At 66.7% G+C, this 26,021-nt stretch carries 20 protein-coding genes; 14 read left to right on the forward strand and 6 right to left on the reverse strand.

The annotated features are described in order from the left end of the window. Positions 1 to 48: 48 nt before the first annotated feature. Both ACEF39_RS11840 and ACEF39_RS11845 read right to left on the reverse strand, forming a co-directional pair. Positions 49 to 4,620, reverse strand: coding sequence for a YadA-like family protein (locus ACEF39_RS11840; RefSeq protein ID WP_500285176.1), 4,572 nt, complete (start codon positions 4,618 to 4,620; stop codon positions 49 to 51). Between the two features lie 731 nt (positions 4,621 to 5,351). Beyond that, positions 5,352 to 6,332 (reverse strand): AraC family transcriptional regulator, encoded by a 981-nt coding sequence (locus ACEF39_RS11845; RefSeq protein ID WP_500285177.1) that lies wholly within the window; start codon positions 6,330 to 6,332, stop codon positions 5,352 to 5,354. Between the two features lie 690 nt (positions 6,333 to 7,022). Here ACEF39_RS11845 and ACEF39_RS11850 point away from each other — a divergent pair. The 13 genes from ACEF39_RS11850 to ACEF39_RS11910 all read left to right on the forward strand — a co-directional run bounded on the left by ACEF39_RS11850 (position 7,023) and on the right by ACEF39_RS11910 (position 19,602). After that, positions 7,023 to 7,205, forward strand: a complete 183-nt coding sequence (locus ACEF39_RS11850) for a Flp family type IVb pilin (RefSeq protein WP_025878547.1) — start codon at positions 7,023 to 7,025, stop codon at positions 7,203 to 7,205. Between the two features lie 100 nt (positions 7,206 to 7,305). Then, the gene (locus tag ACEF39_RS11855) at positions 7,306 to 7,851 is read left to right on the forward strand and encodes an A24 family peptidase (protein WP_500285178.1); all 546 of its coding nucleotides are present in this window, start codon (positions 7,306 to 7,308) and stop codon (positions 7,849 to 7,851) included. Further along, positions 7,848 to 8,321, forward strand: a complete 474-nt coding sequence (locus ACEF39_RS11860; protein ID WP_500285179.1) for a TadE/TadG family type IV pilus assembly protein — start codon at positions 7,848 to 7,850, stop codon at positions 8,319 to 8,321. The genes ACEF39_RS11855 and ACEF39_RS11860 overlap by 4 nt, the downstream gene beginning before the upstream one ends. Before the next feature lie 24 nt (positions 8,322 to 8,345). Next, a complete protein-coding gene (gene cpaB, locus ACEF39_RS11865) occupies positions 8,346 to 9,395 on the forward strand; it encodes a Flp pilus assembly protein CpaB (protein WP_500285180.1) in 1,050 nt (349 codons plus the stop codon). An 18-nt stretch (positions 9,396 to 9,413) separates the two neighbouring features. Next, positions 9,414 to 10,772: a type II and III secretion system protein family protein gene (locus tag ACEF39_RS11870; RefSeq protein WP_500285181.1), complete on the forward strand. Its 1,359-nt coding sequence runs from the start codon at positions 9,414 to 9,416 to the stop codon at positions 10,770 to 10,772. Between the two features lie 28 nt (positions 10,773 to 10,800). Continuing rightward, entirely contained in the window at positions 10,801 to 12,057 is a 1,257-nt protein-coding gene (locus tag ACEF39_RS11875) for a CpaE/TadZ family protein (protein ID WP_500285182.1), read from the forward strand. Further along, positions 12,042 to 13,391, forward strand: a complete 1,350-nt coding sequence (locus tag ACEF39_RS11880) for a TadA family conjugal transfer-associated ATPase (RefSeq protein ID WP_500285183.1) — start codon at positions 12,042 to 12,044, stop codon at positions 13,389 to 13,391. The genes ACEF39_RS11875 and ACEF39_RS11880 overlap by 16 nt, the downstream gene beginning before the upstream one ends. Positions 13,392 to 13,393: 2 nt before the next feature. Continuing rightward, complete coding sequence (locus ACEF39_RS11885; RefSeq protein WP_500285184.1) at positions 13,394 to 14,338, forward strand: type II secretion system F family protein; 945 nt, start codon at positions 13,394 to 13,396, stop codon at positions 14,336 to 14,338. Between the two features lie 28 nt (positions 14,339 to 14,366). Further along, the gene (locus ACEF39_RS11890) at positions 14,367 to 15,296 is read left to right on the forward strand and encodes a type II secretion system F family protein (RefSeq protein ID WP_500285185.1); all 930 of its coding nucleotides are present in this window, start codon (positions 14,367 to 14,369) and stop codon (positions 15,294 to 15,296) included. A 5-nt stretch (positions 15,297 to 15,301) separates the two neighbouring features. Further along, entirely contained in the window at positions 15,302 to 16,186 is an 885-nt protein-coding gene (locus tag ACEF39_RS11895; RefSeq protein ID WP_500285186.1) for a tetratricopeptide repeat protein, read from the forward strand. Next, complete coding sequence (locus tag ACEF39_RS11900; protein WP_500285187.1) at positions 16,183 to 16,638, forward strand: DUF3613 domain-containing protein; 456 nt, start codon at positions 16,183 to 16,185, stop codon at positions 16,636 to 16,638. Before ACEF39_RS11895 ends, ACEF39_RS11900 begins: the two co-directional genes overlap by 4 nt. Before the next feature lie 8 nt (positions 16,639 to 16,646). Beyond that, positions 16,647 to 18,797, forward strand: a complete 2,151-nt coding sequence (locus ACEF39_RS11905; protein ID WP_500285188.1) for a TadG family pilus assembly protein — start codon at positions 16,647 to 16,649, stop codon at positions 18,795 to 18,797. Positions 18,798 to 18,897: 100 nt separating this feature from the next. Then, entirely contained in the window at positions 18,898 to 19,602 is a 705-nt protein-coding gene (locus ACEF39_RS11910; RefSeq protein WP_500285189.1) for a DUF2968 domain-containing protein, read from the forward strand. Between the two features lie 55 nt (positions 19,603 to 19,657). On the opposite strand, the gene ACEF39_RS11915 is transcribed toward ACEF39_RS11910, so the two are convergent. Continuing rightward, on the reverse strand, positions 19,658 to 20,047 hold the full coding sequence (locus tag ACEF39_RS11915; protein ID WP_500285190.1) for a hypothetical protein: 390 nt from the start codon (positions 20,045 to 20,047) through the stop codon (positions 19,658 to 19,660). 191 nt (positions 20,048 to 20,238) lie between these two features. On the opposite strand from ACEF39_RS11915, the gene ACEF39_RS11920 reads away from it, so the two are divergent. After that, a complete protein-coding gene (locus tag ACEF39_RS11920; protein WP_500285191.1) occupies positions 20,239 to 21,063 on the forward strand; it encodes an alpha/beta fold hydrolase in 825 nt (274 codons plus the stop codon). 122 nt (positions 21,064 to 21,185) lie between these two features. Here the strand turns inward: ACEF39_RS11920 and ACEF39_RS11925 are convergent, their stop codons facing one another. Genes ACEF39_RS11925 through ACEF39_RS11935 form a run of 3 tightly spaced genes read right to left on the reverse strand, consistent with a single transcriptional unit; the run spans position 21,186 to position 25,935 of the window. Next, positions 21,186 to 22,832: an MFS transporter gene (locus ACEF39_RS11925; protein ID WP_500285192.1), complete on the reverse strand. Its 1,647-nt coding sequence runs from the start codon at positions 22,830 to 22,832 to the stop codon at positions 21,186 to 21,188. Beyond that, on the reverse strand, positions 22,826 to 24,109 hold the full coding sequence (locus tag ACEF39_RS11930) for an alginate export family protein (RefSeq protein ID WP_500285193.1): 1,284 nt from the start codon (positions 24,107 to 24,109) through the stop codon (positions 22,826 to 22,828). Before ACEF39_RS11930 ends, ACEF39_RS11925 begins: the two co-directional genes overlap by 7 nt. After that, positions 24,088 to 25,935 (reverse strand): amidohydrolase, encoded by a 1,848-nt coding sequence (locus tag ACEF39_RS11935; protein ID WP_500288016.1) that lies wholly within the window; start codon positions 25,933 to 25,935, stop codon positions 24,088 to 24,090. The genes ACEF39_RS11930 and ACEF39_RS11935 overlap by 22 nt, the downstream gene beginning before the upstream one ends. Positions 25,936 to 26,021 lie beyond the last annotated feature (86 nt).

The following is a 26,021-nucleotide window of genomic DNA, read 5'->3' on the forward strand; positions in this document are numbered from 1 at the left end:
AGACGTTGCGCTCTGCGCCGGGCCGCGAATGCGACCCGGCACGGGCGATCACCACTGGATGCCAGCACCGACGGCCACACCGGCCTCGCCGCGGCTGTTGGTGGAACCACTGAACTTGTAAATCCAGCGCCCGCCCTCGGAAACACCGGAGATGCCCAGGGCCACGCCGGATTCGCCGTTGTAGCTGCCTGCGGCGATCGAGGCCATGTTGCGGCCGGCTTCGCTGGGCTGCGGCAGCGACGCGGTTGCCATCGCCGAGGCGATACCGGCCGAGGCGCGGTTGTCGGTCTTGCGCAGATCGCGTTCGAAGCCGCCCATGCGCTCATCGGTATAGGCCTTGGACCAGTCCAGGGTCTGCGCCATGCCCGACTTCAGCTGGTCGACGTTGACCGCGTCGGTACCGGCGGTGCCGGCGGCGACGTTGCGCACCGTGGTCGGGCCGCTGCTGGTGCTGCCCAGGGTCACGCTGTTGTAGTTGGTGGTGCCGTTGGTGGTGGTGTCATAGCGGATCGTGCCCTGCTGAGAAGCCTGCAGCTGGCGCACGTTGACCGCATCGGTCGCCTGCGAACCATCGGCCACGTTGACCACCTGGCGCTCGGCACCGGCTGCCCCCACCGACACCGTATTGGCGCGGTTGGCGACCGAGCCCGCACCCAGCGCCACCGAGTTGTCGGCCTGCGCCTGCGAGCCGTTGCCCAATGCAGTCGAGTTGGCCCCGGCCGCAGTGGAGCCGGCACCGCCTGCGGCGGAATTGGCACCGGTGGCGGCCGGATCGGCCAGGTTGTTGCTGTTGTTGGCGCGGAAGCTGCCGGCGACGTTGGTGATGTTCTGGATCTTCTGGTCGGTGTAGGCCTTGGACTGGTCGATGGCGTAGTTCACGCCATTCTTCAGCTGGCCGACGTTGGTCGCATCATGGTCGTCGGAGCCATCCGCCACGTGGGTGATCTTGCGCTCACTGCCACTGCTGCCCACCGCCACTTCACCGGACGAATTGCTTGCGCCGGTCTGGCCATAGGCGCCGGTATAACCGGTCTGCGCGCCGACGCTGGCCACCGAACCCGCACCCAGCGCAACACTGTTGCCTGCACTGGCATTGGCGCCGTTGCCGACCGCCACGCTGCCCGCACCCGCTGCACTGGCCTGCGGGCCGACCGCCAGTGCTTCGGCACCGGTGGCCGTTGCCGCTGCGGCAGTGGAGTTGACCGCCAGGTACGGGCTGCCGCCACCGCTGCTGATGCGCTGGTTGAGCACCCGCAGCGAGCCGTCCACTGCAGAGAACGCAGCGGTGACGTTGCTGTAGTCGTTGCCGGTGATGGTGCCATCGGTGGCGATGGTGGAGATGCTGAAGGTCGGCGCGGTCCACAGCCCGGTGCTGCCGTTGTACACCGTACTGCCACCGAAGTAGCTGGCCACCGTCTGGTGCGTGCTGAACAGCTGATCGCCGGTGATGGCATCGCTGCTGCCTGCCAGGATGCTGCCGGCGGCCACGTTGGTGACTTTCACCGGTGCACCGCCGGTTCCGTTGAGGGTCACGGTATCGACCACGTTGCCACTCCCGTCCACGTCATACTTCACGGCGCGTGTGTCGAGGTCATCGGTCTGGTCGGCAACGTTGGCCAGCGAATTGCTGACCGCATCGAAGGCCGTGCCGACGTCGTTGTAGCTGCCCTGGCTGACCGTGCCGTTGGCGGCGACGTTGTTGAGCGTGTAGGTCGGCGCGGTGACCACGCCATTGGCGTCCACTGCAGCGCCGCCGCCGAGGTGGGTGGCGACGGTCTGGTTGGCCGCGAACAGCTGCGCACCGTTGATCGCTTCGCTGCTGGCAGCGCTGATCTGGCCCGGGCCGAGGTTGCGCAGCGTGGTGGCCGTGCCGGTCTGGCCGAGGGTGGCGCTGCCGTAGTTGACGCTGCCGTCGACGTTGACGTCGTAGCGCAGCGCGCCCTCTTCCGAGGCCTGCAACTGGCCCAGGTTGACCGCATCGGTGCTGGCGGTACCGGCGGCGACGTTGGTGACCTGGCGTTCGGCGCCTGCGGCACCGATCGACACGCTGTTGGCCCGATCGGCCAGGCTCCCAGCACCGACGGCAACAGCGTTGGCTGCAGTTGCGCTGGCACCGGCACCGACGGCGATCGATTCGGCGCCGCTGGCCACAGCTTCAGCACCGGTCGAATTCACCCGCAGGTACTTGGTGCCGGTGTTGCGGATGTCGTTGATCTGCGTGTTGAGGTTGACCAGCGAGCCGTCCACCGCATCGAAGGCGTCGGTGACGTTGTCATACAGCCCCGAGGCCACGGCGCCACCGGTGGAGATGGTGCTGATCTCGAACAGCGGTGCGGTGAAGGTGCTGGTGAGCGGATCGAATGCTGCGCGTCCGCCAAAGAACTTCGCCATGGTGTCGTTGCTGGCGAACAGCTGCGCACCGTTGATCGCCTCGCTGCTGGTGGCGTTGATCGCACCGGCGGCCAGATTGCCGATGGTGGTGGTGCCGGTGCCATTGCCGAGGGTGACACGGCGGTAGTTGGGGTCGCCTGCACCATCCAGGTCATAGGTGACCGCCGCGGCGCCGACCGCATCGATCTGGCTGATCGCGCCCTTCAGCTGGGCCACGTTGACCGCATCGGTGTTGGCGCTGCCGGCCGCGAGGTTGGTGATCTGCCGCTCGCCACCACCGGCGGTGCCTACCGACACCTCGCCAGCGGACACCTGTGCGGTGGTCAGGCCGTAGGCGCTGTAGCTGGCCTGGGCACCACGCATTGCGGCGGAGCGGTAGCCCAGCGCCACCGAATTGGCCTGGTTGGAGGTGCTCTCCGCGCCGAGCAGGGTCTGCCCGTTGGCGGTGCCGCTGGCGCTGTCGCCTACCACCACCGAGTGCCCCATGCGTGCTGCGTAGTCGGCGGTGGGAACGCCGGTCGGATCGCTCGGATCGTTGGCGCCCGCGCCGGGGAAGGCGACGTTGGCATCGACCTTGGGCAGTTCATGGCGGGCGTTGGCGCCGATCACCACTTCCTTCGAACCGTTGGCATAGGCACCATCGCCCATCAGCACCTGGTAGTCCTGTGCGGCGTTGACCGCCCAGCAGGAAATGTCAGCCAGTGCGATGTCCAGGCACTTGGCCGCCCAGGCCGGCGAATCCTTGGGCAGCAGCAGGCCGAGCAGGCCACCGGGATTGCCGTTGTTGATGTTGTAGATATAGCTGTCGGAGGTGACACCGCCGATCAGGGTCAGGTGCGAGCTGCCGCCGGTGACCGCGCCACCCAGGCCATTGAGCGTGGTACCGACCGGCGTAGCATTGACCACCGGCAGGCCGAGCACGTTGACCGTGGAATAGGTCTGCATGACGTTGGCGGTGCTGAGCTTGAGGTTGCCGTTGGACAGGTACCCGGTACCGCCGAAAAGACTGGCGGTGGTCGGGCCGAGCAGTTCGGTGACACCACCCACCAGGCCACCGGTGCCGATCACCAGGCCCGCGTTCGGGTCGGCAGCGGCCGGCGCTTTCGGGCTGGTCGGCGGAATGGCCGACGGTGAGGTCAGACCGAGGCTGCCCAGGGTATTGCCGACCAGGCCACCGACGGCGCCGGTCAGGTTGCCGACAGTGCCGTTGAGATCGCCGTTGAGCAGGCTGCCGACAGCGCTGCCAACGCCGTTCAGCGCAGTGCCGACGCCGTTGAGCAGGCCGCCCAGGCCAAGCGCGCTGTTCTGTGCGGCGACGGTTGCGGTGCCGGCCAGCTTGAGGTTGCGATCGGCAACGAGTTCTCCGCCGTCCTTGCCCTGCACGCGTACCTTGCCCGCCACGCCGGTATCAAATGCGGCGGTGATCGCGCGGTCATCGGTGTCGCCCGGCGGCTCTTCCTTGGCCGGCAGAGTGACTGATGCGGTGGCACCGGCCTGGCCTTGTCCTTCGATGTGGTTGCCGGCCACGATCAGCTGCGAATCGACCTTGCCGTCGACGGCCGCCTTCAATCCGGTCGGCGACGTACTTACTGCGGTGGCAACGTGGGTGCCGCCATCAACGCTGGCAACCGGCGTACCGGCGATGCCGACGTTGGCGTTTGCTGCCGCATTGGCCGACAGACCCAACGGTGCCTGCGCCGCCGGTGCGACGTTCGCGGCAAGCGCGGCATCGACGCGGGTGGCGGCTGCGTTGCCAACGCCGATGTTGGCGCGTACGTCGGCAGCCAGGGCCGGTGCCGGCACATGATTCGGCGTGGCGCCGGCCGCCAGCTTGACCTGCACGGTGGCCGGAAGGACGTCGCGCACGACCGGCAGCGAGGTCGTGCTCAGCTGCAGGCCGACGCGTGCGTTCGCACTGATCGCCGGGTTGGCCTGGGCCTGTCGTGCGGCCGCCGCCAGCGCCACTTCGGCATCGACCTTCACCGGCATCGGCTGGGTGTACTTGGCCGCCAGCGCCTGCAGGTCGCGCAGCGATTGGCTGGACTCCGTTGCCGCCGCGGGTCCGCTGGCCAGCACGCACAGCAGCGCCAGGGCGAGGGTGCTGGGCACCAGAAGGCTGGCACGACGGTCGCGCGGTGCGGTACCACCGCTATCGCCAGTGGCCAGTTCCGAGGCCACAACCAGAGCATTGAGCTGGCGGTTCCATACACGCCGGTAGATGCGGTTCATGAGCATTTCCCCCGTAGGCGGACAACTTGAATGTCAGTGGACTTGCCGTTAGGCAGGTGACTGACATTTCGCGCCTTCCAGCGAGGGTTGAGCACTTCATTCCGGCAGGGCAATCGCGCATTCCGGCAAATCCACGGCCGGATTCGGCAGCCGGATATGCAAAACCGGCAGGGAGGGCTGGCCGGGCTGCGCCCGGCACCCGCAGAGGCCACGTCAAAGGCAACAGCAACGGCAAAAGCTGGGGTCCTGGGGGATGGCGGGATGGGTCCGGTTGCGGGGGACGCCGTAAATCCGTCCCTGGAGGCTTGGCCGCGGCATCCATGCCGCGGACACCCCCGCAACCGGACCCACCCCGCCTTCGACAGTTTCCCGCGCGGTTTCCTGTAGAGCCGGGCCATGCCCGGCTGAGGGAAAGTCGAATCATCAATTTTCATTTAGATCGAAATAATCACTGAAAATCAAAGATCGATCATGCAGAAGTGAATGCACGACGGCAGATCCCACCGCCCTCGGGAAACTGTCAGGGGTGGGGCGGTGTGGGCTTGCAGGACCGTTGGCGCCATGGATGGCGCCATCGAGCCCCCATGGATGGGTTTACGGCGTGTCCTGTAAGCCCACACCGCCCCGCCAACCCACAGAAAACCCAGAGCCGGCTGTTGCTGTTGAGGTTGAGGTTGCCGGCCAGCGGCCGGCACTACAGCGGGCGCCGGGCGGCAGCCCGGCCGATACCTTCAGGCGGGTTGGCCTAGCTGAGCGGGCGCGCGCATCAGAGTGTCGCGTGGCAGTTCGCCAAATACCTTGCGGTAGTTGTCGGCAAAGCGCGACAGATCCCACAGCCCGCAACTGAGGGCAATGGCCTTGACCGAGCGCCGGTTGGAATCGGCCATCGACAGGCTGCGGCAGGCCGCGCACAGGCGCAGCATCGACAGATAGCGGTTGGGCGAGGTGCCGAACAGATCCTCGAAGGCATAGCGCAGGCCACGTTCGCTGACGCCGGCGGCGTCGCAGATTTCATTCATGTAGATATTGCGGCGCAGGTTGAGGCGCATGAAGTTCTCCGCCCGCTGCGCGATCAGGTAATGCGTGCGGCGGGCGCGACTGCAGCTGGGCCGGTCAGCGGGGCCGGCGCCGAGCAGCGCCTGGATATGCTCGTGCAGCAGGCGCTCGGTTTCTTCCGGCTGCAGCCCGCCTCCCTGCCCCAGCTGCGCGTGCAGTTGCTGGTAGTGGCGGACCAGCGGCATTGCGTCATCGCCAAGATTGAACAGCGAAAGTGCCTGCCCCGCCGGTGGCGTGCTGCGCAGGCTCAGTTCGGTCAACTTGCGCTGTACGCGCGCGACCGGTACCAGCATCAGCGTCATCTTGCTGCCGGGGCTGAGGGTGAATTCACTGATGCCTTCCGGCATCACGGTCAACGCCATGCCCGGCGCCAGTGGCACGCCATGGCACCAGCTCAATGCATCGTCGGTGGCATGCAGATAGCCGAGCATCGCCCAGTCGGGGGGCAGCATGAACCGGCCGCGGCAATGAAAACCGCAGCTGATGCTGCAGAACAGGGCTTCCTCGTGAACGCGCGAAGCGAACGCCGCGCGCGGACCATTGCCATCAAGCAGCAACAGTTCCACATCGCACACGCGGAGCACGCCGCTCAGCGTGGCCAGGTCGATCGACCTGAGGTCGCTGTCGTCGTTGTCTTCCACCCCACCATCGACCATGACAGTGTCGTCCCCCGTTTGGTCTGCTGCACGACCCCGCCCCCACTGCCTGACAGGGCGCACGCCGTTTCCAAGAGCATCGTCCGTTGCCGTGATGGTCGCCGCGAAGCACGCGCGCCACCCCTGAAAATGCAAAACCTTGAATGCGAGTATGCCCGACAATCCGCCGCCGTAAACAGCATGTTTCAAGACTCCATCATTATCGAATGCGTGAAGAAAATGTGTGCGCGAATGGCATGATTTTCGCATGCACGAAAATTAACATCACGTTATCTGCACGACCATGAACCGTTTTGCGCAGGAATGGCTTTTCGTCACAGATCCGCATCTGAATATTCAGTAATTCAACGAATCTGCCGAATTTGCATATAGGTTCCGGTTGCAGGGAACCGCCATTCAGGCAAAGTCGAATACACGGTGATCGGGCGCGCAGAGAGCGGCCACACCCAGGGGGACAGCATGACCATGCACGTACGACATGCCGTTTCGACCACCGGCCAGGTGCCGTGCGGTCGCGGTTGCGCGGCCGCTGCCCTGCCCGGGAATGATCACCCTGCTTGAGCACAGCGGGATTGCCCGCCGTGCCTCCTCCGCCAGGATGGCGGGGGCCTACGGACGGTCCCGGCGGAGCCGGGCCACCGCCCATGCAGGTTTCCTGCAGCAACTGACAGGTAGAGGGAGACAACCGTCATGAACGCATCGATCCGCAAGTTCCTGAAAGAAGAAGATGGCGTGACCGCGCTCGAATACGGGCTGCTGGCCGCCGTGATCGCCGGCATCCTGATCGTGGTGGGCAGAACCCAGATCACCGCATTCTTCACCACATTGTTCACCCGCCTGCAGGCCATCGCCACCGACGCCACCACCACCTAGCCGTCGCGCGGGGTGCAGCATCTGCGGTCGCTTCGATGGCGACCGTGGTGGCCGATGAAGGGGTCTGCAACTGTCCAACGACGGACGAAGAGGGTGTGCGATGACACTGCTGGGATTGCTGGCCATGGGAGTGTGCCTGCGGATCGCGATCAGTGATCTGTACGCCCGCCGCGTGCCCAACACCTGGCTGCTGGCCGCGTGCGCGATCGCCGTGCCGCTGATCATCGCCCACCAGTTCAATGCGACGCGCACCACCTGGGCGCCACACCTGCTGGGCGCGACACTTGGCCTGCTGGCGCTGCTGCCGTTCTACGCGGTGCGCTGGATGGGCGCCGGTGATGTGAAGTTCTTCTCCGTGCTCGGCCTGCTGCTGGGCTGGAAGGCATTGCTGCCGGTATGGGTGCTTGCCAGCCTGGCCGCAGGCGCCCACGCGATGCTGGTGATCGTCGGACGGCAGTTGGCCGGTCACCTACCGCTGCGCCTGCAGATGCAGGTAAATCGCGCCAGCACGCACTGGAATGGCCACCCTGCGCTGCGCGAACTGCACGCTGCGCGCGCAGGGCGTCAGGGCATCCCTTACGCGGCCTACCTGGCCTTCGCTGCGATTGGCTGGGTATTGGCAACCACTTATGGAGGCGTGGCATGAAAGCGTTCGCGCATCGCCGCCAACGCGGCGTGGCCAGCATCGAATTCGCGCTGATGCTGCTGCTCGGCCTGGTGCCACTGTTGCTGTTCACCTTTTCCGGCGTGCTGATCATGGCCGCACAGCAGACTCTGGCCACGGCCTCGGCCGAGGGCGCGCGCGCTTCGCTGCGCTATGGCAGCGCCGGCGAGCGGCGCACCGCAGCCTGCCTGGCGGCCCGCCGCTCCATGCAATGGCTGTTGCAGTTTTCCAGGCAGAACCCGGACTGCAGCGCTGGCGGCGCCGGTGCCATCGTGGTCTCACCGCAGGCGCCCTGCGCCGGCCTGGCGACGGTGCAATGCATGACCGTGACCGTGAGCTACGACTATAACTCCCACCCCTTCCTGCCCGGCACCGCCACGCTCTATGGCTGGGTGATGGGGGCCCCCATTCGCAGCGTCGCGGTCGCCCAGCTGGACCTTGGCAGCAACTGACGATCGGTACAGGAGACGTTTTTCATGCTCAAGTTGACCCGCATCGCTGCCATCGCCCTGATCGCGCTCGCCGTGCTGCTCGCTGTGGTGGCCTTTGTGATCGGACGCAAGCCTGCGGCCTCGGCGGACAATCCGAGCACGATCGTAAAGGCCGATGCGCAGACCTTCAGTGTCGTTGAAGCTACCGCGCGGCTACCTGCCGGCGAGCCGATCAGCGCCAATGGCGTACGACTGACGCAACACACTGCAGAAGTGCCGGGGGCAGTGACCGACCTGGCGGCGGTGGTTGGCAAGGTGCCCGTGCAGGACATCAGCGAAGGCAGCGCGATTGGCACCAGCCTGCTCGCACAGGGCTTCTCGCTGCAGCTGCGGCCGGGCGAACGGGCACTGGCGGTGCCGGTCGATGAGCTGGTCGCGGCAGGCAACCGGATCCTGCCCGGCGATTTCGTCGACGTGTTCCTCAACCTGCGCAGCGCCGCTACCAGCTACAACGGCCAGCAGGACATCGCACAGACGCGGTTGCTGCTGTCACGCCTGCGCGTGCTCAGCTACGGTCAGCAGGACATTGCGGTGGCACCCGGCACTGCACAGGGTGAGGCACCGGCCACGGCCAACAGCGACTCACGCGCGGCCGATATCACCAGTGGTTCCAGCAGCGCCCACAGCAACGGAAACGGCAGCGATGCCACACAACCAGCACGCACCGCGGTGCTGGCGGTACCGGTGGCCGACGCCAACCGCCTCCTGCTCGGCGCGCAGCAGGGCAAGCTGTTCCTGGCCCTGCGAAATCCCGCCGATACCGGCCTGCCGGACGTGGCGCTGTTCCCGCAGGCGCGCGGCGTGCTGGACCCGGTGCGCGGCCTGGACGACGAACAGCAGCAGGCCCTGCAGCGACCGGAGAACCACGCCTACGCTGGACTGGATGGCGACGCACTGGCTGGCCGCAGCGGCAGCGTACAGCGCAGCGCTCACGAAACGCCGGCGCGCGCACCGACGCCACGTCGCTCGACACCGCGACCGGCGGGCATCGAAATCATCCGTGGCGACACTGCCGCCCCCCGTGGCTCACTTTGACCCTTGCCGAGAGCACACATGACTGAACGTCGCCACCGCCTACGCCCCACTGTCCGCCAGCGCTGGCTGGCCCTGCTGCTGGTGCTGTTGGCACCGGGTGCGAGCGTGGCTGCCGACGATCTGCTGCTGCAGACCCGCGAACAGCGGCCATGGACACTGCCGGCCGACCTGGAACGGGTCGCCATCGCCGACCCCGGCGTGGCTGACATCGTGATGCTGCGCGGCGCACGCCAGGCACTGCTGGTCGGCAAAGCACCGGGCACCACCACCCTGCTGCTGTGGCACCGCAAGCAGAGCGAACCGCAGCGCGTGCAGGTGCGCGTACAGAGTGCTGTGCAGGGGGCGGCCGATACAGGCCCCAACGGGCTGGTGTTCACCCAACAGGACTACCAAGGACTCCTGCAGGGAAGCAGCGACAGCGTGCTGGCGCACATGCAGGAACAGAAGACCGCAGTGATGGCGCTGGGCAAGGACGGCAGCCTGACCGACGCTTCCACCATCAGCAGCGGCGGCGTGGTACAGGTCGAGGTCAAGGTGGTCGAATTCAACAAGACGGCGCTGAAGCAGATCGGCATCAACTTCCAGAACCGCAACGGTGGTTTCGCCTATGGATTCGCCCGACCGGGCGGGCAGCTGCCAGGCAACACCGGCATCCTCCCGGGCATGAAGGAAGGCGAGTCCAGCAACGAAAGCGAATCGCCGATCTCCTCGGCGTTCCGGCTGGTGTTTGGTTCGACCAAGGGCCTGTGGAACGCCGACGTCGACCTGCTGCAGGCCAACGGCATGGCCCGCGTACTGGCCGAGCCGACCCTCGTTGCGCTGTCCGGGCAGAGCGCCAGCTTCCTGGCCGGTGGCGAACTGCCGATCCTGGAGCCGCAGGGACTTGGCACGACCACGGTCACCTACAAGCCGTTCGGCATCGGCCTGACCGTCACCCCCACGGTGCTCTCACCCAACCGCATTGCGTTGAAGGTTGCACCGGAAGCCAGCGACCTGGACTACACCAATTCGATCGCACTGAACGGCGTGCAGATCCCTTCAATCACCACCCGCCGCGCCGATACCACCGTCGAGCTTGGCGATGGGGAGAGCTTCGTCATCGGTGGTCTGGTCAGTTCCACCGTGGCGTCGACGGTCAACAAGATTCCCCTGCTCGGCGACCTGCCGATCATCGGTACGTTCTTCCGCAACTTCGACTACAAGCGCCAGGACAAGGAACTGGTGATCATCGTCACGCCGCGGTTGGTACAGCCGATTGCCCGCAATACCGTACTGCCGCTGCCCGGCGATCGCGAAGCCAAGCCGAACATGCCCGAATGGGGCGCGTGGCTGCTTGGCCCGATCAGCCGCGACCCCGTGCCCGGTTTCTCGCGCTGACCCACATGACGTCTCCGGTACCACGCCCATGCCCTACGCCACTGCCCTGCCGCTGCACCCGCAAGGACCACCGATGAACCTGGTCCTGTACGGGATCGACCGCGAACTGCTGCCGCGCCTGGCTGCCAAGCTGCCGCCGGCCACGGCACTGCACTGGCAGGACAGCGGCGAGCCGACCTCGGCACAGGACCTTCAGCGTGGCCCGCAGAACCTGGTGCTGCTCGACTTCCGCCCGGAGCATGCATCGGCATCGACGGTGCTGGCGCAGCAGCTGCAGCAGACCCAACCGGACTTGACCTTGGTGGCGGTAGGCGCCACCAGCGCCGGCCAGGTTGAAGGCGTGGTGATGGCGCTACGCGCCGGCCTGCGCGATGTGCTGGACCTGGACAGTGACAACACCGGCATCGAGGCCGCCCTGCGTCGCGCCCTGTCACCGCGCTCCGCCGCAAGCGCACAGCAGGCGCACAAGGCGCGGCTGATCGTGCTGCTGGGCGTGCGCGCCGGCGTCGGCACCAGCACCCTGGCCGCACATCTGTCGGTGCTCGCACAACAGACCCATACCCTGGCCCAGGGCGAGGCAGCCGTGCGGGACGGGCTGCTGATGGATCTGGCGCAGCCGGCTGGCGACCTCGCCCTATACCTCAACCTGGACAGCCGCTTCCATTACGAAGATGCGCTGCGCAATGCCAGCCGCATCGATGCCACCCTGGCACGAACGGCAATGGCCCGGCATCCCAGCGGCCTGGTCCTGCTTGATCGCGCCAGTGGCAGCGACGCGCTGCCGCCGTCCGATCCCGGCGCGCTGCTGCAACGACTGCGCGGCGTGTTTGCCAGCGTGCTGTGCGATGCGGGTGGCTGCCCGCTACGGCAGTTGCCACCACTGCTGCTGGAACAGGCCGATGAAATCTGGCTGGTGGCTGACGCATCGATAGCCACCCTGGTATCGCTGGACCACGCCCTGAAGCACCTTTCCGGCCAGCGCGATCGCGAGAAGCGACTGCAGCTGCTGATCAACCGCCACGACGACAACAGTGGCATGAGCCCCGAACAGATCGCGCGCCGCTTCGAGCTGCCGCTGCTGGCCACCCTGCCCGAGCGGCCTCGGGTACGCGCGGCCGCCAGCCACGGTCATCTGCTGCTGCAGGATGCGCCGCGCGACCCGTACCTGCGTGCCCTCGCCCCGCTGGTGCAACGCTTGGATCCGGCTGCCTGCCCGGTCCAGGCGCACGGCCTGCGGGAAAGACTTGCCCTTGCCCTGGGTGGATCGCAATGGAAGACAAAGTGACCCCGTTCCCGCACGTTGTCGCCCGCAACCCGGTGCCGGAACATGCACCGGGCAGCCTGCCGTTCGCACAGACCGAGCAGTACCAGAAGGTGCTGTCGGCCGCACATGAGCACCTGCTCAACAGCATCGAAGACGAACGCATCGACATCGATTCCTGGGCCCCGGACACCATCGCCCGCTGGGTGGAGGTGCAGACGGTCAGTTTCATCCAGGAATGGCGCATTCCCATCAACGAAGAAGAAATGCAGGTGGTGGCCGAAGGCCTGGTCAAGGAGCTGACCGGGTTCGGCCCGCTCGATGACCTGCTGCATGACCCCACCATCGAAGACATCCTGATCAATGGCTTCAAGGATGTGCATGTCTCCCAGGGCGGGCAGCTCAAACGCGCGCCACAGCGCTTCACCGACGACACCCACCTGCTGCGCATCCTGCGCCGCATCATCGCCCCGCTCGGCCGCCGCCTGGATGATTCCAATCCGATGGTCGATGCGCGCCTGCCCAATGGCGGTCGCCTCAACGCGATCATCTCGCCGTTGGCGGTGGACGGGCCGATGGTGTCCATCCGCAAGTTCCGCAAGGACCCCTTCACCCCCGACGAGCTGCTGGCCAAGGGCACCTTCGATGCACCGATGCAGGCGCTGCTGAAGGCGATGGTGCTGGGCCGCTGCAACATCCTGGTCTCCGGCGGCACCAGCTCGGGCAAGACCTCGCTGCTCAATGCGCTGGCCAGCTATGTGCCGGCCAACGAACGCGTCATCACCGTGGAAGACACCGCCGAGCTCTCGCTCAATCACCCGCATGTGGTGCGCCTGGAGAGCCGCATCGGTGGCGCCGAGGGCCAGGGCGCGGTCAGCATCCGCGACCTGGTGCGCAACAGCCTGCGCATGCGTCCCGACCGCATCGTGGTCGGCGAGGTGCGTGGCGCCGAGGTGCTGGAGATGCTGCAGGCGATGAACACCGGCCATGACGGATCGATGGCCACCATCCACGCCAACTCGCCACGCGACTGCCTGTACCGCATCGAGATGCTGGCCGGTTTTGCCGGCTTCCAGGGCAGCGAAGACAGTCTGCGTCGGCAGATCGCCAGTGCCATCGACTTCATCGTGCAGATCTCGCGCCTGGGCAGCGGCCGCCGCGTGCTGGTGTCGATCACCGAAATCACCGGCGTAAGCGACAACCTGATCACCACCCAGGAGATGTTCCGCCACGAAGTGCAGATCGATGGCAGCGGCAAGGAAATCGATCGCTGGATCGGCCTGGGCTTCCAGCCGCATTCGCACAAGCTGGAACCATTCCGGCAGTTGCTGCGCGAATCCCTGTACGGAGACTTCTGAGCATGAGTACCGGCCTGCTGCTGGGTGTGCTGAGCATCGTGTCGGTGCTGCTGGCGCTGGCCGTGTGGCTGTGGGGCACAGCCAGCACCCGCCAACAGCGCCAGGCCTCCCTGCAGCATGCCGAGCAGCAGCTGGCGCGCGGCACCGGCGCTGGCGCCAACACCGCCACCGACGCGGCACGGCAGGCACCGTTGCCACCACCGGGTCGGCGCCCCCTGCCCTGGGACGGGCAGCTGCAACGTGCCGGCCTGACACCGGGCTGGAAGCTGCCACTGCTGATGCTGCTGCCGGGCATCGCCCTGTCCGCATTCGCAGTGCTGCGCCTGGGCACTGCCTGGATGTTCCCGCTGACCCTGCTGCTGTACCTGCTGGGCTGCTGGCTGTGGCTGATGCGCCGCACCGGCAAGCTGCAGGCACAGCTGCTGCACCAGCTGCCGGACTTCCTCGACAACCTGGTGCGCCTGACCGCGCTCGGCAACAGCCTGCAGGCCGCCTTCCAGGTCGCCTCGGTGCAGACCAACGCCCCGCTGCGTGGCCTGCTCGACACCACCGTGCGCTATGCCCGTGGCGGCATGGACCTGGACCGCGCGCTCAGCCTGGCCGCACAGCCTTACCGCATGGACGTGCTGAAGGTGCTGGCGGTGGTGATGGGCGTGAGCGTGCGCATCGGTGGCCGTGCCGACCAGATCCTGCAGCGCATGGGCGACTTCATGCGCGACCTGGAACAGGCCCAGCAGGAACTGGCTGCCACCACGTCTGAAACCCGCATGTCGGCGTGGGTACTGGGCCTGCTGCCCCCGGCCAGCGCCGTGTTGATGGCGATCTCCAGCCCCGAGTTCTTCCAGCCGGTGCTGCACGATCCGCTGGGCCACAAGATCCTGTTGATCGCCCTGTGCATGGAACTGACCGGCGCCTTCCTGCTGTATCGCCTGGCCAAATCACTATGAACATCCCCGTCCACGCAGGGGGCATCCAATGAGCGCCAGCATCTGGTTCGTGGCTGCCCTGCTGGTGTTGGCCGCCGGCGTGGCCCTGCTCGGGCTGGGCAGCTGGGTGCGCAGCCAGCGCGAGGACCGCAGCGAGGCCACGCTGAAAACAGCGCTGCGTCCGCGCGAAAGCGAAGAAGCCGCCGCCGACGCACGCAAGGATTCACTCGGCTGGCTGGAGCAGTTCGGCCGCGGGCTGAGCGGCGGCCGCCTGGAAACAGCGCTGCTGGCCGGTGAAGATCGCCTGCTGCTGGACCTGGCCGGCTGGAATACCCGACGCGGCACGGCCATTTACCTGGGCCTGCGCCTGCTGCTGGCGGTGCTGGTGCTGGGTATCGCGCTGGCGATCAGCGATGTCACGGGGTTGTCCAGGATCATGGTGGTGATCGGCGCGCTCGCTGCCGGCCTTCTGCTGCCGAAGTTCGCGCTCAGTGCGTGGGTCAAGCGGCGGCGGCGTGCCGTGAACAATGAACTACCGCTGTTGATCGACCTGCTGCGCCTGCTGCAGGGCGTGGGCTTCAGCATGGATCAGAGCCTGCAGACACTGGGCGACAAGCTTCGCGACGCACTGCCGGTGCTGGGCGGGGAACTCCAGGAAGCAAATGTGTCCTACACCCACGGACGCACGCGCGCGCAATCACTGCGACGGCTGAGCGATGTATACGGCGACGACGACCTGTCCAGCCTCGTGCAGTTGATCCTGCAGGTGCACGCGCACGGCGGTGCCGTGCAGGAACCGCTGCGCCAGTTCAGCATCCGTCTGCGCGAGCAGCGCCGCAACGCGCTGAAGGAAAAGGTCGGCAAGCTCTCGGTGAAGATGACCGTGGTGATGATGCTGACCCTGCTGCCGGCACTGATGCTGGTGCTGGCCGGACCGGCGCTGGTCGCGCTGGCCACTACCTTGTCGAAAATGGGATGACCTTCATGCCTGTCCTGCGCCCCGCCTGCCTGTTGCTTGCCCTGGTTGCCGCCGCTGCCGGCTGCAGCTCCACCACGCCGAAGTACCTGCGTGCGCCGAGCCTGGCCGAGCCTACGCCGGCCCCGCAGGACAGCCGCAACGCCTATCTGGAGCTGATCCAGCGCATGCAGCAGCAGGGCGCCTGGTACGCCTCGCTGGCGCACGTGGATGCCTTCCGCCAGCGCTACGGCGATACCCCGGCACTGCGCCTGCTGCAGGCCGATGCACTTCGCCAGACCGGCCAGATCGAGGCCGCGCTGTCGTTGTACCGCGAACTCGGAAATGGCCCCCAGGCCGCAGCCGCCGCGCATGGCATCGGCCTGATCGCCGCCCTCCGTGATGATGACGACGGCGGCGAACAGGCGCTGGCACGTGCCACCCAGCTGAACCCACTGAACACCGATTACCTGGGCGACCTGGGCTATGCACGCCTGCGCGCCGGTCGTTTCGAACAGGCACGCGAGCCGCTGGCCAAGGCGCTGGAACTGTCGCCGGGCAACATCAAGGCCACCGCCAATCTCGCCCTGTGGGCGCTGCTGCGTGGCGACAAGGCCACCGTCGAACGACTGGCCCAACAGGCCAGCTTCAGCGAGCAGACGCGCCGCAGCGTCGAACAGCAGGCACAGCAGATCCGCGCGCGGCTGCAGCAACGCCAGGCAGCAGCCACTGCTGCAGCGGCAGCAGCGACGCGACCGGTTGCCTCCGCAACCGTCAGCCCCGCCACCGCAGGCCCGCGCTTGGCCGCTGAGCCCCGCCGTGATGGCCGCGACCAACGCGACCCGTCACGACTGCCGCCCTCGATGCTGGAGCGCTTCGGCACCATCGACCATCCCACCGGGAACACGCCATGACCCCGACACCGCTGATCCGCTGCCTGCTGCCGACGCTTGCCGGCTTGTATTTTGCTGCGGTTGTGCAGGCGCAGACGCCGCAGCCACCGTTGACCGGGCAGATGCTGGGTGGTGCGGCGCCCGCGTCGACAGCCGCTCCCCTGCACAGCGAGCCGCTGGCCACCGTGGACGTATCGCCGGAACAGGCTCCACCGACTCCGCCAGTCCCTGCAGCCAAGCCTGATTTCGGTGGCACGCCGCTGCGACCCAACACCTCTCAGATCGGCGACACCACTCGCAGCCTGTTCCGCCTGCAGGCTTCCGGCGAGGTTGCCGGCGCCCGCCTGCCGATTCTTGGCGACCAGGCTACATCCAGCTACGCGCGTTACCTGAAGAGCTTCCAGTACGACATCCCGCAATTCTTCGAAACCGATGTCGCCAAGTCTGCAGGAACCTCCCGATCCGGACGCTGAGGTCTGCCATGAACCGAGCACGCCACATCAGCTTCAGTCGCCCGCGCGGCGGCATGTCGGTCACCATGATGCTGGTGATGATCGCGTTGCTGGCAATGCTCGGCCTGGTCGAGATCGGCTTCCTGTTCTGGGCCAAGCGCGATACACAGAAAGTAGTCGATCTTGCTGCTCTGGCGGGCGCACAACGGCTGGACCTGTGCAACGCCAGCAATGCCGACAACAGTGCTGCCCGGCAGAGCGCTCTCGCGCAGAACCGCTTCCGTGGGCAGGTGCAGATCGAGTGCGGCAACTGGAATGCCAGCCGTGAAACGGCGGACCACTTCAGCCCGAGCGTGGACGCCAGCAATCCACGCAATGCGGTGCGCGTCGTTGCCGAACGCGGCGTGCTGCCGTTCTTCGGCCAGAACCGCACGCTGCCCACCCTGCGCGTGCAGGCCGTGGCCAAGCGCTCGGAACCCACTGCAGTGTTCGCGGTGGGTTCGCAGCTGCTGCGCACCAATGGCAACTCACCCTTGATGGCGACCCTCCGCCTGGTCGGCCTGGACGTCACCAACGCGACGGTGCTGTCCTACGACGGTTTGGCGCAGGCGACCATCACTCCATCGGGGCTGCTGGCGGCACTCGGCATTCCGGTCACCGCTGACCTCAGCGTGGCCGACTTCAACAGGCTGCTGTCGATCAATCGCATCTCGCTGGCACAGCTGGTCAATGCCACTGCCACGGTAGTCGGCCGCGAGACCGCCGTCGGCGTGCAGCTGCAGGCGTTGTCCAACCTGGTCGGCACCCGCTTGGACATCAACCAGCTCAATATTCTTCTGGGCAGCCAGAACGGCGGCGGCGGTCTGTTCGCGCAGGTGATCTCGCCGGACGGCACCATCGGCAGCGCGCTGGAATCGCGGGTCAATGTGCTGGATCTTGTCACCGCCGCGATCTCCATCGCCAACGATGGCAATGGCGTGCAGGTGCAGGGCTTGAACCTGCTGGGCATCGACGTCAAGGCCGGCGTGGTGGAGCCGCCGTCGATCGCCATCGGCGGTGTCGGCGCACGCGCGTACAACGCGCAGGTGCGGCTGATGGTGGACGTCGACAGCGACCGCCTGTTCGCGATCGGTCCGCTGCTGAACCTGCTCGGCACCCGGCTGCATCTGCCACTGCACGTGGATGTGGCCAATGCGATGGGAACATTGACCAGTATCCAGTGTGGCGCGGCGCCACCCACGGCCACCGTCCAGGTCGATTCCTCGGTGCTGCGTGCCTGCGTCGGCAAGGTCAATGCGGCCGATCGTTTCTCCAAGAGCAACGTCTGTGACGCGACCCTGCAGAACGAGCAGTTGTTGAAGCTGCTGGGTCAACCCTTGATCAACGACAGGATCACCCTGCCGGCGCTGACCAGCACGCAGAGCCTGACCCTGGCTGCCGGCCAGACCGGCTCGACCCGGATCAATCCGCTGGCCGTCGGCAGCGCCGTGTCCGATCTGGTCAACGAACTGCTGCGCGTGCTGTCGGGCATGCTCAGTTCACCCAAGCAGGGCATGAGCGCCAATGACACCGCCAAGGCATTGGCCGACCGTTACCTGCAGGCCGCCTTCCCCAGCGGCGGGCGCTACAACGTGGACCAGGTGATTCCGTTGCTGCGCGATGGCGATCCATCACGCAACCTCGCACCGCTGGGCAACTGGACAGTGACCAAAGGCGTACCCAAGCCCTGCCTGCTTGGCCTTACCACCTGCTGGGAAGATGGTTCGGTGTGGACCGGCTATCGCACCACCGTGACCGGCCAGGGCCTCGGGTTGCTCGACGGCCTGCTGGGCTCCTTGGTTGGTGGGCTGCTGATCAACCGCTGCGACAGCCTGCTGGGCAACCTGATCGACTACAACGGCTGCGTGCGCACCAACCTGGCGTCCTACATCCAGACCGCCCCGGCCGGGTTCCTCGATGGCCAGAATGGTGGCGGGGTAACCACTCCGGGCAACAACGTGACCTGCAGCGGCCTGCTGTGCGCGCTGCTGAATCCGGTGCTGGCCGCGCTCAAGCCGGTGCTCAACAGCGTCGGCACCCTGCTGACCAACACCCTGGCCAGCCTGCTCGGGCTGGAACTGGGCCGCACCGATATCAGCATGCAGTCGATCCAGTGCAGCTCGGCGCAGCTGGTCTTCTGACCCGCGCGGGCGCGGGTTGGCGGCGTCGGTGCCCATGCTAGACTCGCGGCGGGGAACCACTTTCAACTCAACCCACACTACATCCGTGGATGGTCTAGACATGCGAGAAACTTCAGGGGGCACCGTCTTCGCCCGGCATCCGCGCGGCGCAGCACTGCTGGCCATGGCCATGATCGCGGTGGCGCCGTCGGCGCTGGCCGCACGTGGTGATCGCGCTGCCACGGTCGACCCGGCCAAGGCCGCACCGGTGGTACGCAACACCGTCGACGAACTCAAGCAGTTGATGGATTCGCAGCAACTCACCGAGCTGCGTACCACCTACAACGGCAACTACGGCGCCAGCCTGCTGTTCAACGCCAACACCCTGACCTACTACGTGGCCCTGTTCCAGGAAAAGAATTTCTGGCGGGTGATCAAGACCGATGCCGTCGACAACGCCGAGCGTGTCTACCGCACCTTCGCGCAGCAGTCCGAACAGCTGGCGCAGGTCTACATCGACACCACCCGGCTGGAAGCCGGCAAGCGCTACACCGAGCGGCTGGTGGCCTACAACGAAGAACGCCTGCGTACCCTGCAGCAGGAAATGGAACAGCAGCAGGCGCAGTCGGCGCAGGTCAGCGCAGCGCTGCAGCAGGCGCAGCAACAGGCGGTCAGCCTGAGCACCGACGTGCGGAGCACCAACAGCCAGCTCGATGCGCTGCAGCGCCGGATCCTGATCCTGCAGGCCGAACAGGGCAACCCGGAGCTGAGCCTGCCCAAGCCGGATGCGACCGCGGTGCCGGCCGCCGCCAGCGACGGCCGCTGAGGCTTACCCAGCTGCAGACCAGAACGGCGCCTTCGGGTGCCGTTTTTCGTTGTATTCAACGACAGGCTTCGCGCACCGCGTCATCCAGCTGCCTACGCTGCAGGTAATCGAGCCTGCGCGGCTTGGCCAGCGTCTTCACCTGCTGCTGGCGCGCCCGCTCGCAGGCTTGCGGGTCGGCCGTGATCGATATCAGTGCGCCCTGCGCGCGCCCGCGCCGTGGCATCCGTGTGGCGCCACGGCGGGCAGGCTGCACGGCAGCAGGTAGCGGCCCACGCGCCTTCGACTCCACAGCAGGCACTTCCCAGCGCCACTCTGCCCGCCCCTGGCAGGGCGTCTGCTGATAGACCGGGTGGCCACCATCGATGCACTTGTAAACGTTGGTCTGCGCCACCGCGACAACGGCCCACAGCAGTCCGGGCAGCACTCCCCATCTCGGTATCTTCATGGCTGGCCCTCGCGCGTCCGATGGCCATGGTGGCCATCAGCACGGGCCCGCTGCCAGAGCGAGTCGCGTCATCGTAGTGAGCCGTCAATCCGCCACAGCCGTGCAATGCAGGCGGCACATCGTGCGCTGTACTGCCGCAGGCGCCGGCGAACCCGCCGGCGCCTTCCCTCCCTTCCGCCAAGGAACCTGCAATGAGCAATTTCGTGACCGTCAACGATGGCGCCCGCATCTTCTACAAGGACTGGGGCACCGGTCAGCCTGTCGTATTCGCCCATGGCTGGCCGTTGTCGTCCGACGCCTGGGACCCGCAGATGCTGTTCATGGGCCAGAATGGCTACCGGGTGATCGCCCACGATCGCCGCAGCCATGGCCGGTCTAGCCAGACCTGGGACGGCAACAACATGGACACCTACGCCGACGACCTCGCTGCCGTTCTGGATGCGTTGGACGTGAAAGACGCGATCCTGGTCGGCCATTCCACCGGCGGTGGCGAAGTGGCCCGCTACATCGGCCGCCATGGCAGCACGCGCGTGGCCAAGGTGGTGCTGGTCGGGGCGGTGCCGCCGTTGATGTTGAAGACCGCCAACAATCCGGCCGGCACCCCGCTGGAGGTCTTCGACGGCATCCGCAAAGGCACCAGCGGCGACCGTTCGCAGTTCTTCAAGGACTTGGCCACGCCGTTCTTCGGGGCCAATCGTGATGGCAACAGCGTCACCGAGGGCATGCGTGATTCGTTCTGGCTGCAGGGCATGCTGGGCGGTGTGAAGGGCCAGTACGACTGCATCCACGAGTTCTCGGAAGTGGACTACACCGACGACCTGAAGAAAATCGACGTGCCGGCCCTGGTGGTACACGGCGATGATGACCAGATCGTGCTGTTCGACGCCTCGGCCAAGCTGTCTTCGCAGATCATCGGCAACGCCGAACTGAAGGTGTACGCCGGTGCACCGCACGGCCTCACCCTGACCCATGCCGATCAGTTCAACGCCGACCTGCTGGCGTTCGCACGTAAATGAGCTATCGCGGCGGCGCTCCGGCGCCGCCGCTCCTACGGTAGTGCTGGCCGCTGGCCGGCAACCTCATACCCCCGATCAGAACCACGCCCAGCCGGCCAGCGGCCGGCCCTACCACGGGGCCATCAGATGTCGCTGTGGTGATGTAGCGCTGCCGCCGGCAGCGGATCATGGCCACCGACGAAATGACGCACCACCGGGGCACGCTCACCGCGGTGCAACGCGCGCAGCGCCTCCTGGATCGCCTTGTCGTCGGCGGTGATGCGCTCATGCTGGCGCAGGTGCTCCAACCACGACGCCGCCACGAAATATTCCAAATGGATGCCCGGGGTCGCCACATCCTCGACCACGCCCCAGACCACGGCGCCATCGCGTCGACGGATCGTCCCCAGCGTGCGCATCTGCGCCTGGAACGCGGCGCGATCGGCGGCATCGATGCGATATTCGACGGTCACCAGCACCGGTCCACGATCATTCGACACTGGTACCGACAGCTCTGGCGCTGGCCAGTGGCCGGCCGGACTCAGGTTCAGATCTTCGGAACCGGCTATGCGCACGCGCCACACCAGCAGACCACCGATGACCGCGCCTGCAGCGGCTACCAGCAATGCCAGTTCCGGCGATGTGCGCTGCGCCAGCGCGCCCCAGCTCAGGCCACCCGCCGCCATGCCGGCCGAAAACACCATGATGTACAGGGCAAGCGCCCGTGCTCTCACCCAGGCCGGCACCGCTGTCTGAGCTGCGATCTGCAACGAAGACAGCACGGTGATCCAGGCAAAGCCATTGACCAGCATCACCAGCGGCAACACGTACCCGCTACGGGTCAGCGCCAGGCCGGCCAGGCTTGCAGCCAGGGACAAGGTGGCCAGCAGCACCAGCAGATCACGGTCGAGCCTGGCCCGCAGCTTCGGCAGCAGCAGCGCACCGCCCACCGCACCGATACCGATGCAACCCAGCAGCACGCCGTACTGCCCCGCCCCACCCTGCATCTGTCCGCGCACCACCACGGGCAGCATCGCGTTCATCGCTGCGGCAAAGAAGAAAAAGCCGGCCGATTTGATCAATACCGCCTGCAGCCGTCCGGCACGGCTGGCATAGCGCAGGCCCGCCTTCAGCCCGGCACCGAACCCTTCCGGAGGCAAGCTGGACGCCTTCGGATCACGCTTCCAGCCCCACACCACGAACAACATTGCCGCAAAGGTGACGGCGTTGAAGCCGAAGGCCCACACCGCACCCAGCTGGGCCACGATCACGCCGCCGATGGCTGGGCCGATCGAACGCGCGATGTTGATGCCGATGGAGTTGAGTGCCACCGCCGAAGCCAACATCGGTTGCGGCACCAGCTCGGAGACGATCGCGGCCTGCGCCGGCATCGCCATCGCCGCGCCGCAGCCCATGCAGAAGGTCAGCAGCACCAGCAGCTGTGGTGTCAGCAGGTCCATCGCCGTAAGCACCGCCGTCGCTGCCGCCACCAGCAGCATCCAGCCCTGGGTGAACAGCAGGTATTTCCGGCGGTCCACAATATCGGCCAGGGTGCCCGCAGCCAGCGCCAGCAGCACGATCGGCACCGTGGTTGCCGACTGCACCAGTGCCACCATCAACGCCGAGCCGGTGCGTTCAGCCATCACCCAGGCCGCAGCCACGTCGTTGACCCAGGTACCGATGTTGCTGGCCAGGATCGCCAGCCAGATCGAACGGAACATGCGGATCTTCAGCGGCGACCAGGCGCCATCGGCCTGCGGGGAGTGTTGTGACGCGGATGCGTTCACCATTGCCATGCTCCAACGAGTGAGGCAAACAGCGTGTCCTGGCCACCGGCCTGCTTCAGTGCAGGGCCCGCGTCGACCCAGGCCAGCTGCAGCTGCCATTGCCAGCGGTCATTGACCTGCCAGCGGGTTTCGGATTTGTACTGGGTACCGATGCGGCGTGCGCCACCGGCACTGCCGGGCAGCGCTGCCAACGGTGCCGGCGTGGTGTAGACCGCATCGGCGCGCCGCTGCTTCCAGGCCAGCTGTACACCCAGCTCGGTGGTCACCGCGTCATGCAGGCGCAGCGCCAGCGTCGGTTGCAGATCCATCAGGTTGGCCGGTGCCAACAGGCTGGCTTCGCTGAAATAGGCGGACTTGGGAAACAATGCATTGAACGTACCGAGCCGACCATCTCGCGGATCTCCATCGCCGCTGGCGATATCGGCCTTCAGGCCCAGGCGCGGTTGCAGCGGCAACTCTGCCCAACGCCAGCCGGTATCGGTGGCGAGAGTCCACGCGCGGATGTCCAGATCGCCGCTCACGACCCGCAGCTCACCGCCCTGCACCACCAGTTCGGTGTTCCAGTCCAGCGCACCGGATTGACCGAACCAGCGCGCGCCCAGGGTCTGCCGCCGCTCAATTCCGCTGCCTGCAGCGAAGCGCGCGCCCCCGCGACGGTAGTCCAGCAGATAGAGATCCCACTGGCTGCCGCCTGTGCGCTGCGCCGTCGTCGCATAGACACCGATCAGGTGTGCACCGTGCTCACCGCGGTCATCGAACGCCCCGGGACGGTTCTCGACCGGACGCAACGCCATCAGGTCCAGCGCGCCCAGCCGGCCCTGCCACCCCACCCGCGCACCGTCGAAGGCCAAGCGGATGTTCGGCCCATCGCGCACCGACAGCAGGCGCGAGCTGCCATAGCCCGCTTCCTGCCTGCCCAGCTGCACGTGCATGCCAGCGCCGGCCAACCGCCAGTACGCCTGCTGTACGTCCAACGCACCGCGATCGGTACGACCTGGACCGCCGGCCTTGCCGCGCTCGGCATGTGCACCCAGCTGCAGCTTCGCCTGCCAGTCATCGCGGGCGAAGGTGGCCGACGCCAGCGCACGCAGCAGGCCGTAGCCATCCTCGCCGCCACCGACGCCGAACCGGGTCGGGTCGTAGTACATGCCACGCAGGCGCAGCGATGCATCCCACTGCAACTGGCCATCGCCAACCGCGGTACAGGCGCCGCCGTCGCAGGCCAGCGCCAACGATGGCAATGCCAGTGATGCCAGGGTCAGAACGCGAAGCACGAACATCCCATCGCGCCCCAGAACGCGGTCAGGTCATCGGTTGGCGCGGCATGACGGGCCGCATGCCCGTGCGCACCGTGAGTGCTGCAGGCTGCGCCGTGATGGTGATGATGGGCCGCCGCCAGCCCAGTGGCGGCGCCGCCGACGTGGTAGCCGCCGAACCGGTTCACCGGTGACCAGTCCGGCATCGCCGGCGGCAGCTGCGGCGCCAACCCGGCGTAGTCCCCGTCGCCATGCACGATGCGGCCACCCACCACGGTCAACAGGCTGGTGATGTCGGCGATCTGCTGCTCATCGACGCGGAAGAAGTCGGCCGACAGCAGGATGAAGTCGGCCAGCTGGCCCTCCTTCAGCGTGCCCTTCACCGCTTCGTCTCCAGAGAACCACGCGCTGCCCTGCGTCCACAGGCGCAGGGCCTGCTCGCGCTCCAGCAGGTTTTCATCGCCGTACAGGGCCAGGCCACCGACGGTGCGCCCGGTCACCAGCCACGACAGTGCCACCCAGGGGTTGTAGCTGGCCACGCGGGTGGCGTCGGTACCGGCGCCAACCGGCACCCCCTCGGCCAGCATCCGCTTCACCGGCGGCGTGTGCCGCGCCGCCTGCACGCCGTAGCGCTGCACGAACGCCTCGCCCTGGTAGGCCATGCGGTGCTGCACGGCAATGCCGCCGTTCAAGGCGCGGATACGCTCGATGTTGCGCGGAGTGATGGTCTCGGCGTGGTCGATGAACCAGTGCAGGCCATCGAACGGCACCTCGCGGTTGACCCGCTCGTAGACGTCGAGGATGCGGCTGATGCTCTCGTCGTAGGTCGCATGGATGCGGAATGGCCAGCGCTTCTCCACCAGCAGCTTCACCACGTCATGCAGTTCCGGCTCCAGCTCCGGCGGCAGCTCCGGTCGCGGCTCGTTGAACAGTTCGAAATCGGCTGCCGAGAACACCAGCATCTCGCCGGCACCGTTGTGGCGCAGCAGATCATCGCCCTGGCGCGGTTGCAGCATCTCGCTCCAGCCGCGGAAATCGCTGACCTCGCTGCCCTTGTTCTGGGTGAACAGGTTGTAGGCGATGCGTACGGTCAGCTGCTGGTCGCGGTGCAGCTGCTCGATGACCTGGTAGTCCTCGGGGTAGTTCTGGAAGCCACCGCCGGCGTCGATCACCGAAGTGATGCCCAAGCGGTTCAACTCGCGCATGAAATGGCGGGTCGAATTGGCCTGGTACTCGACCGGCAGCTTCGGCCCCTTGGCCAGGGTCGCATACAGGATCAGTGCGTTCGGCTTGGCCAGCAGCAGGCCGGTCGGGTTGCCCAGCGAATCGCGCACGATCTGTCCGCCGGGCGGATCCGGGGTTTCCTTGGTATAGCCACAGGCACGCAGCGCGGCACGGTTGAGCAGCGCGCGGTCGTACAGGTGCAGCAGGAACACCGGCGTATCCGGGGCGATGTCGTTCAGTTCCTGCAGGGTCGGCAGGCGCTTCTCGGTGAACTGGGTCGCGGTGAATCCACCGACCACACGCACCCACTGCGGCGCGGGCGTGCGGTCAACCTGCGCCTTCAGCATGGCCATCGCATCGGCCAGCGAGCGCAGACCGTCCCAGCGCAGCTCCAGGTTGTAGTTCAGGCCGCCGCGGATCAGGTGGGTGTGGCTGTCATTGAGGCCCGGCACCAGGCGCCGTCCCTGTGCATCGATGAGGGTAGCTTCGCTGCCCCAGTCGCGCATGATCTGTTCGTCGCTGCCGACGGCGACGATACGCCCCTCCTGCACCGCCAATGCCTGCGCATGCGGTTGCTGCGGATCGAGGGTGGTGATGCGTGCGTTGCGGATGACCAGCGTGCTCATGCGACGCTCCTTGGAAGGGGATTCAATGGCCGTGGCGGTACCGCCAGCCAGGCCCAGCACCAGCGCGGCACCGGTGGCCAGCACCA

Origin of the sequence: Stenotrophomonas indicatrix, from assembly GCA_041545745.1 — a bacterium.
Lineage (GTDB): Bacteria > Pseudomonadota > Gammaproteobacteria > Xanthomonadales > Xanthomonadaceae > Stenotrophomonas > Stenotrophomonas indicatrix_A.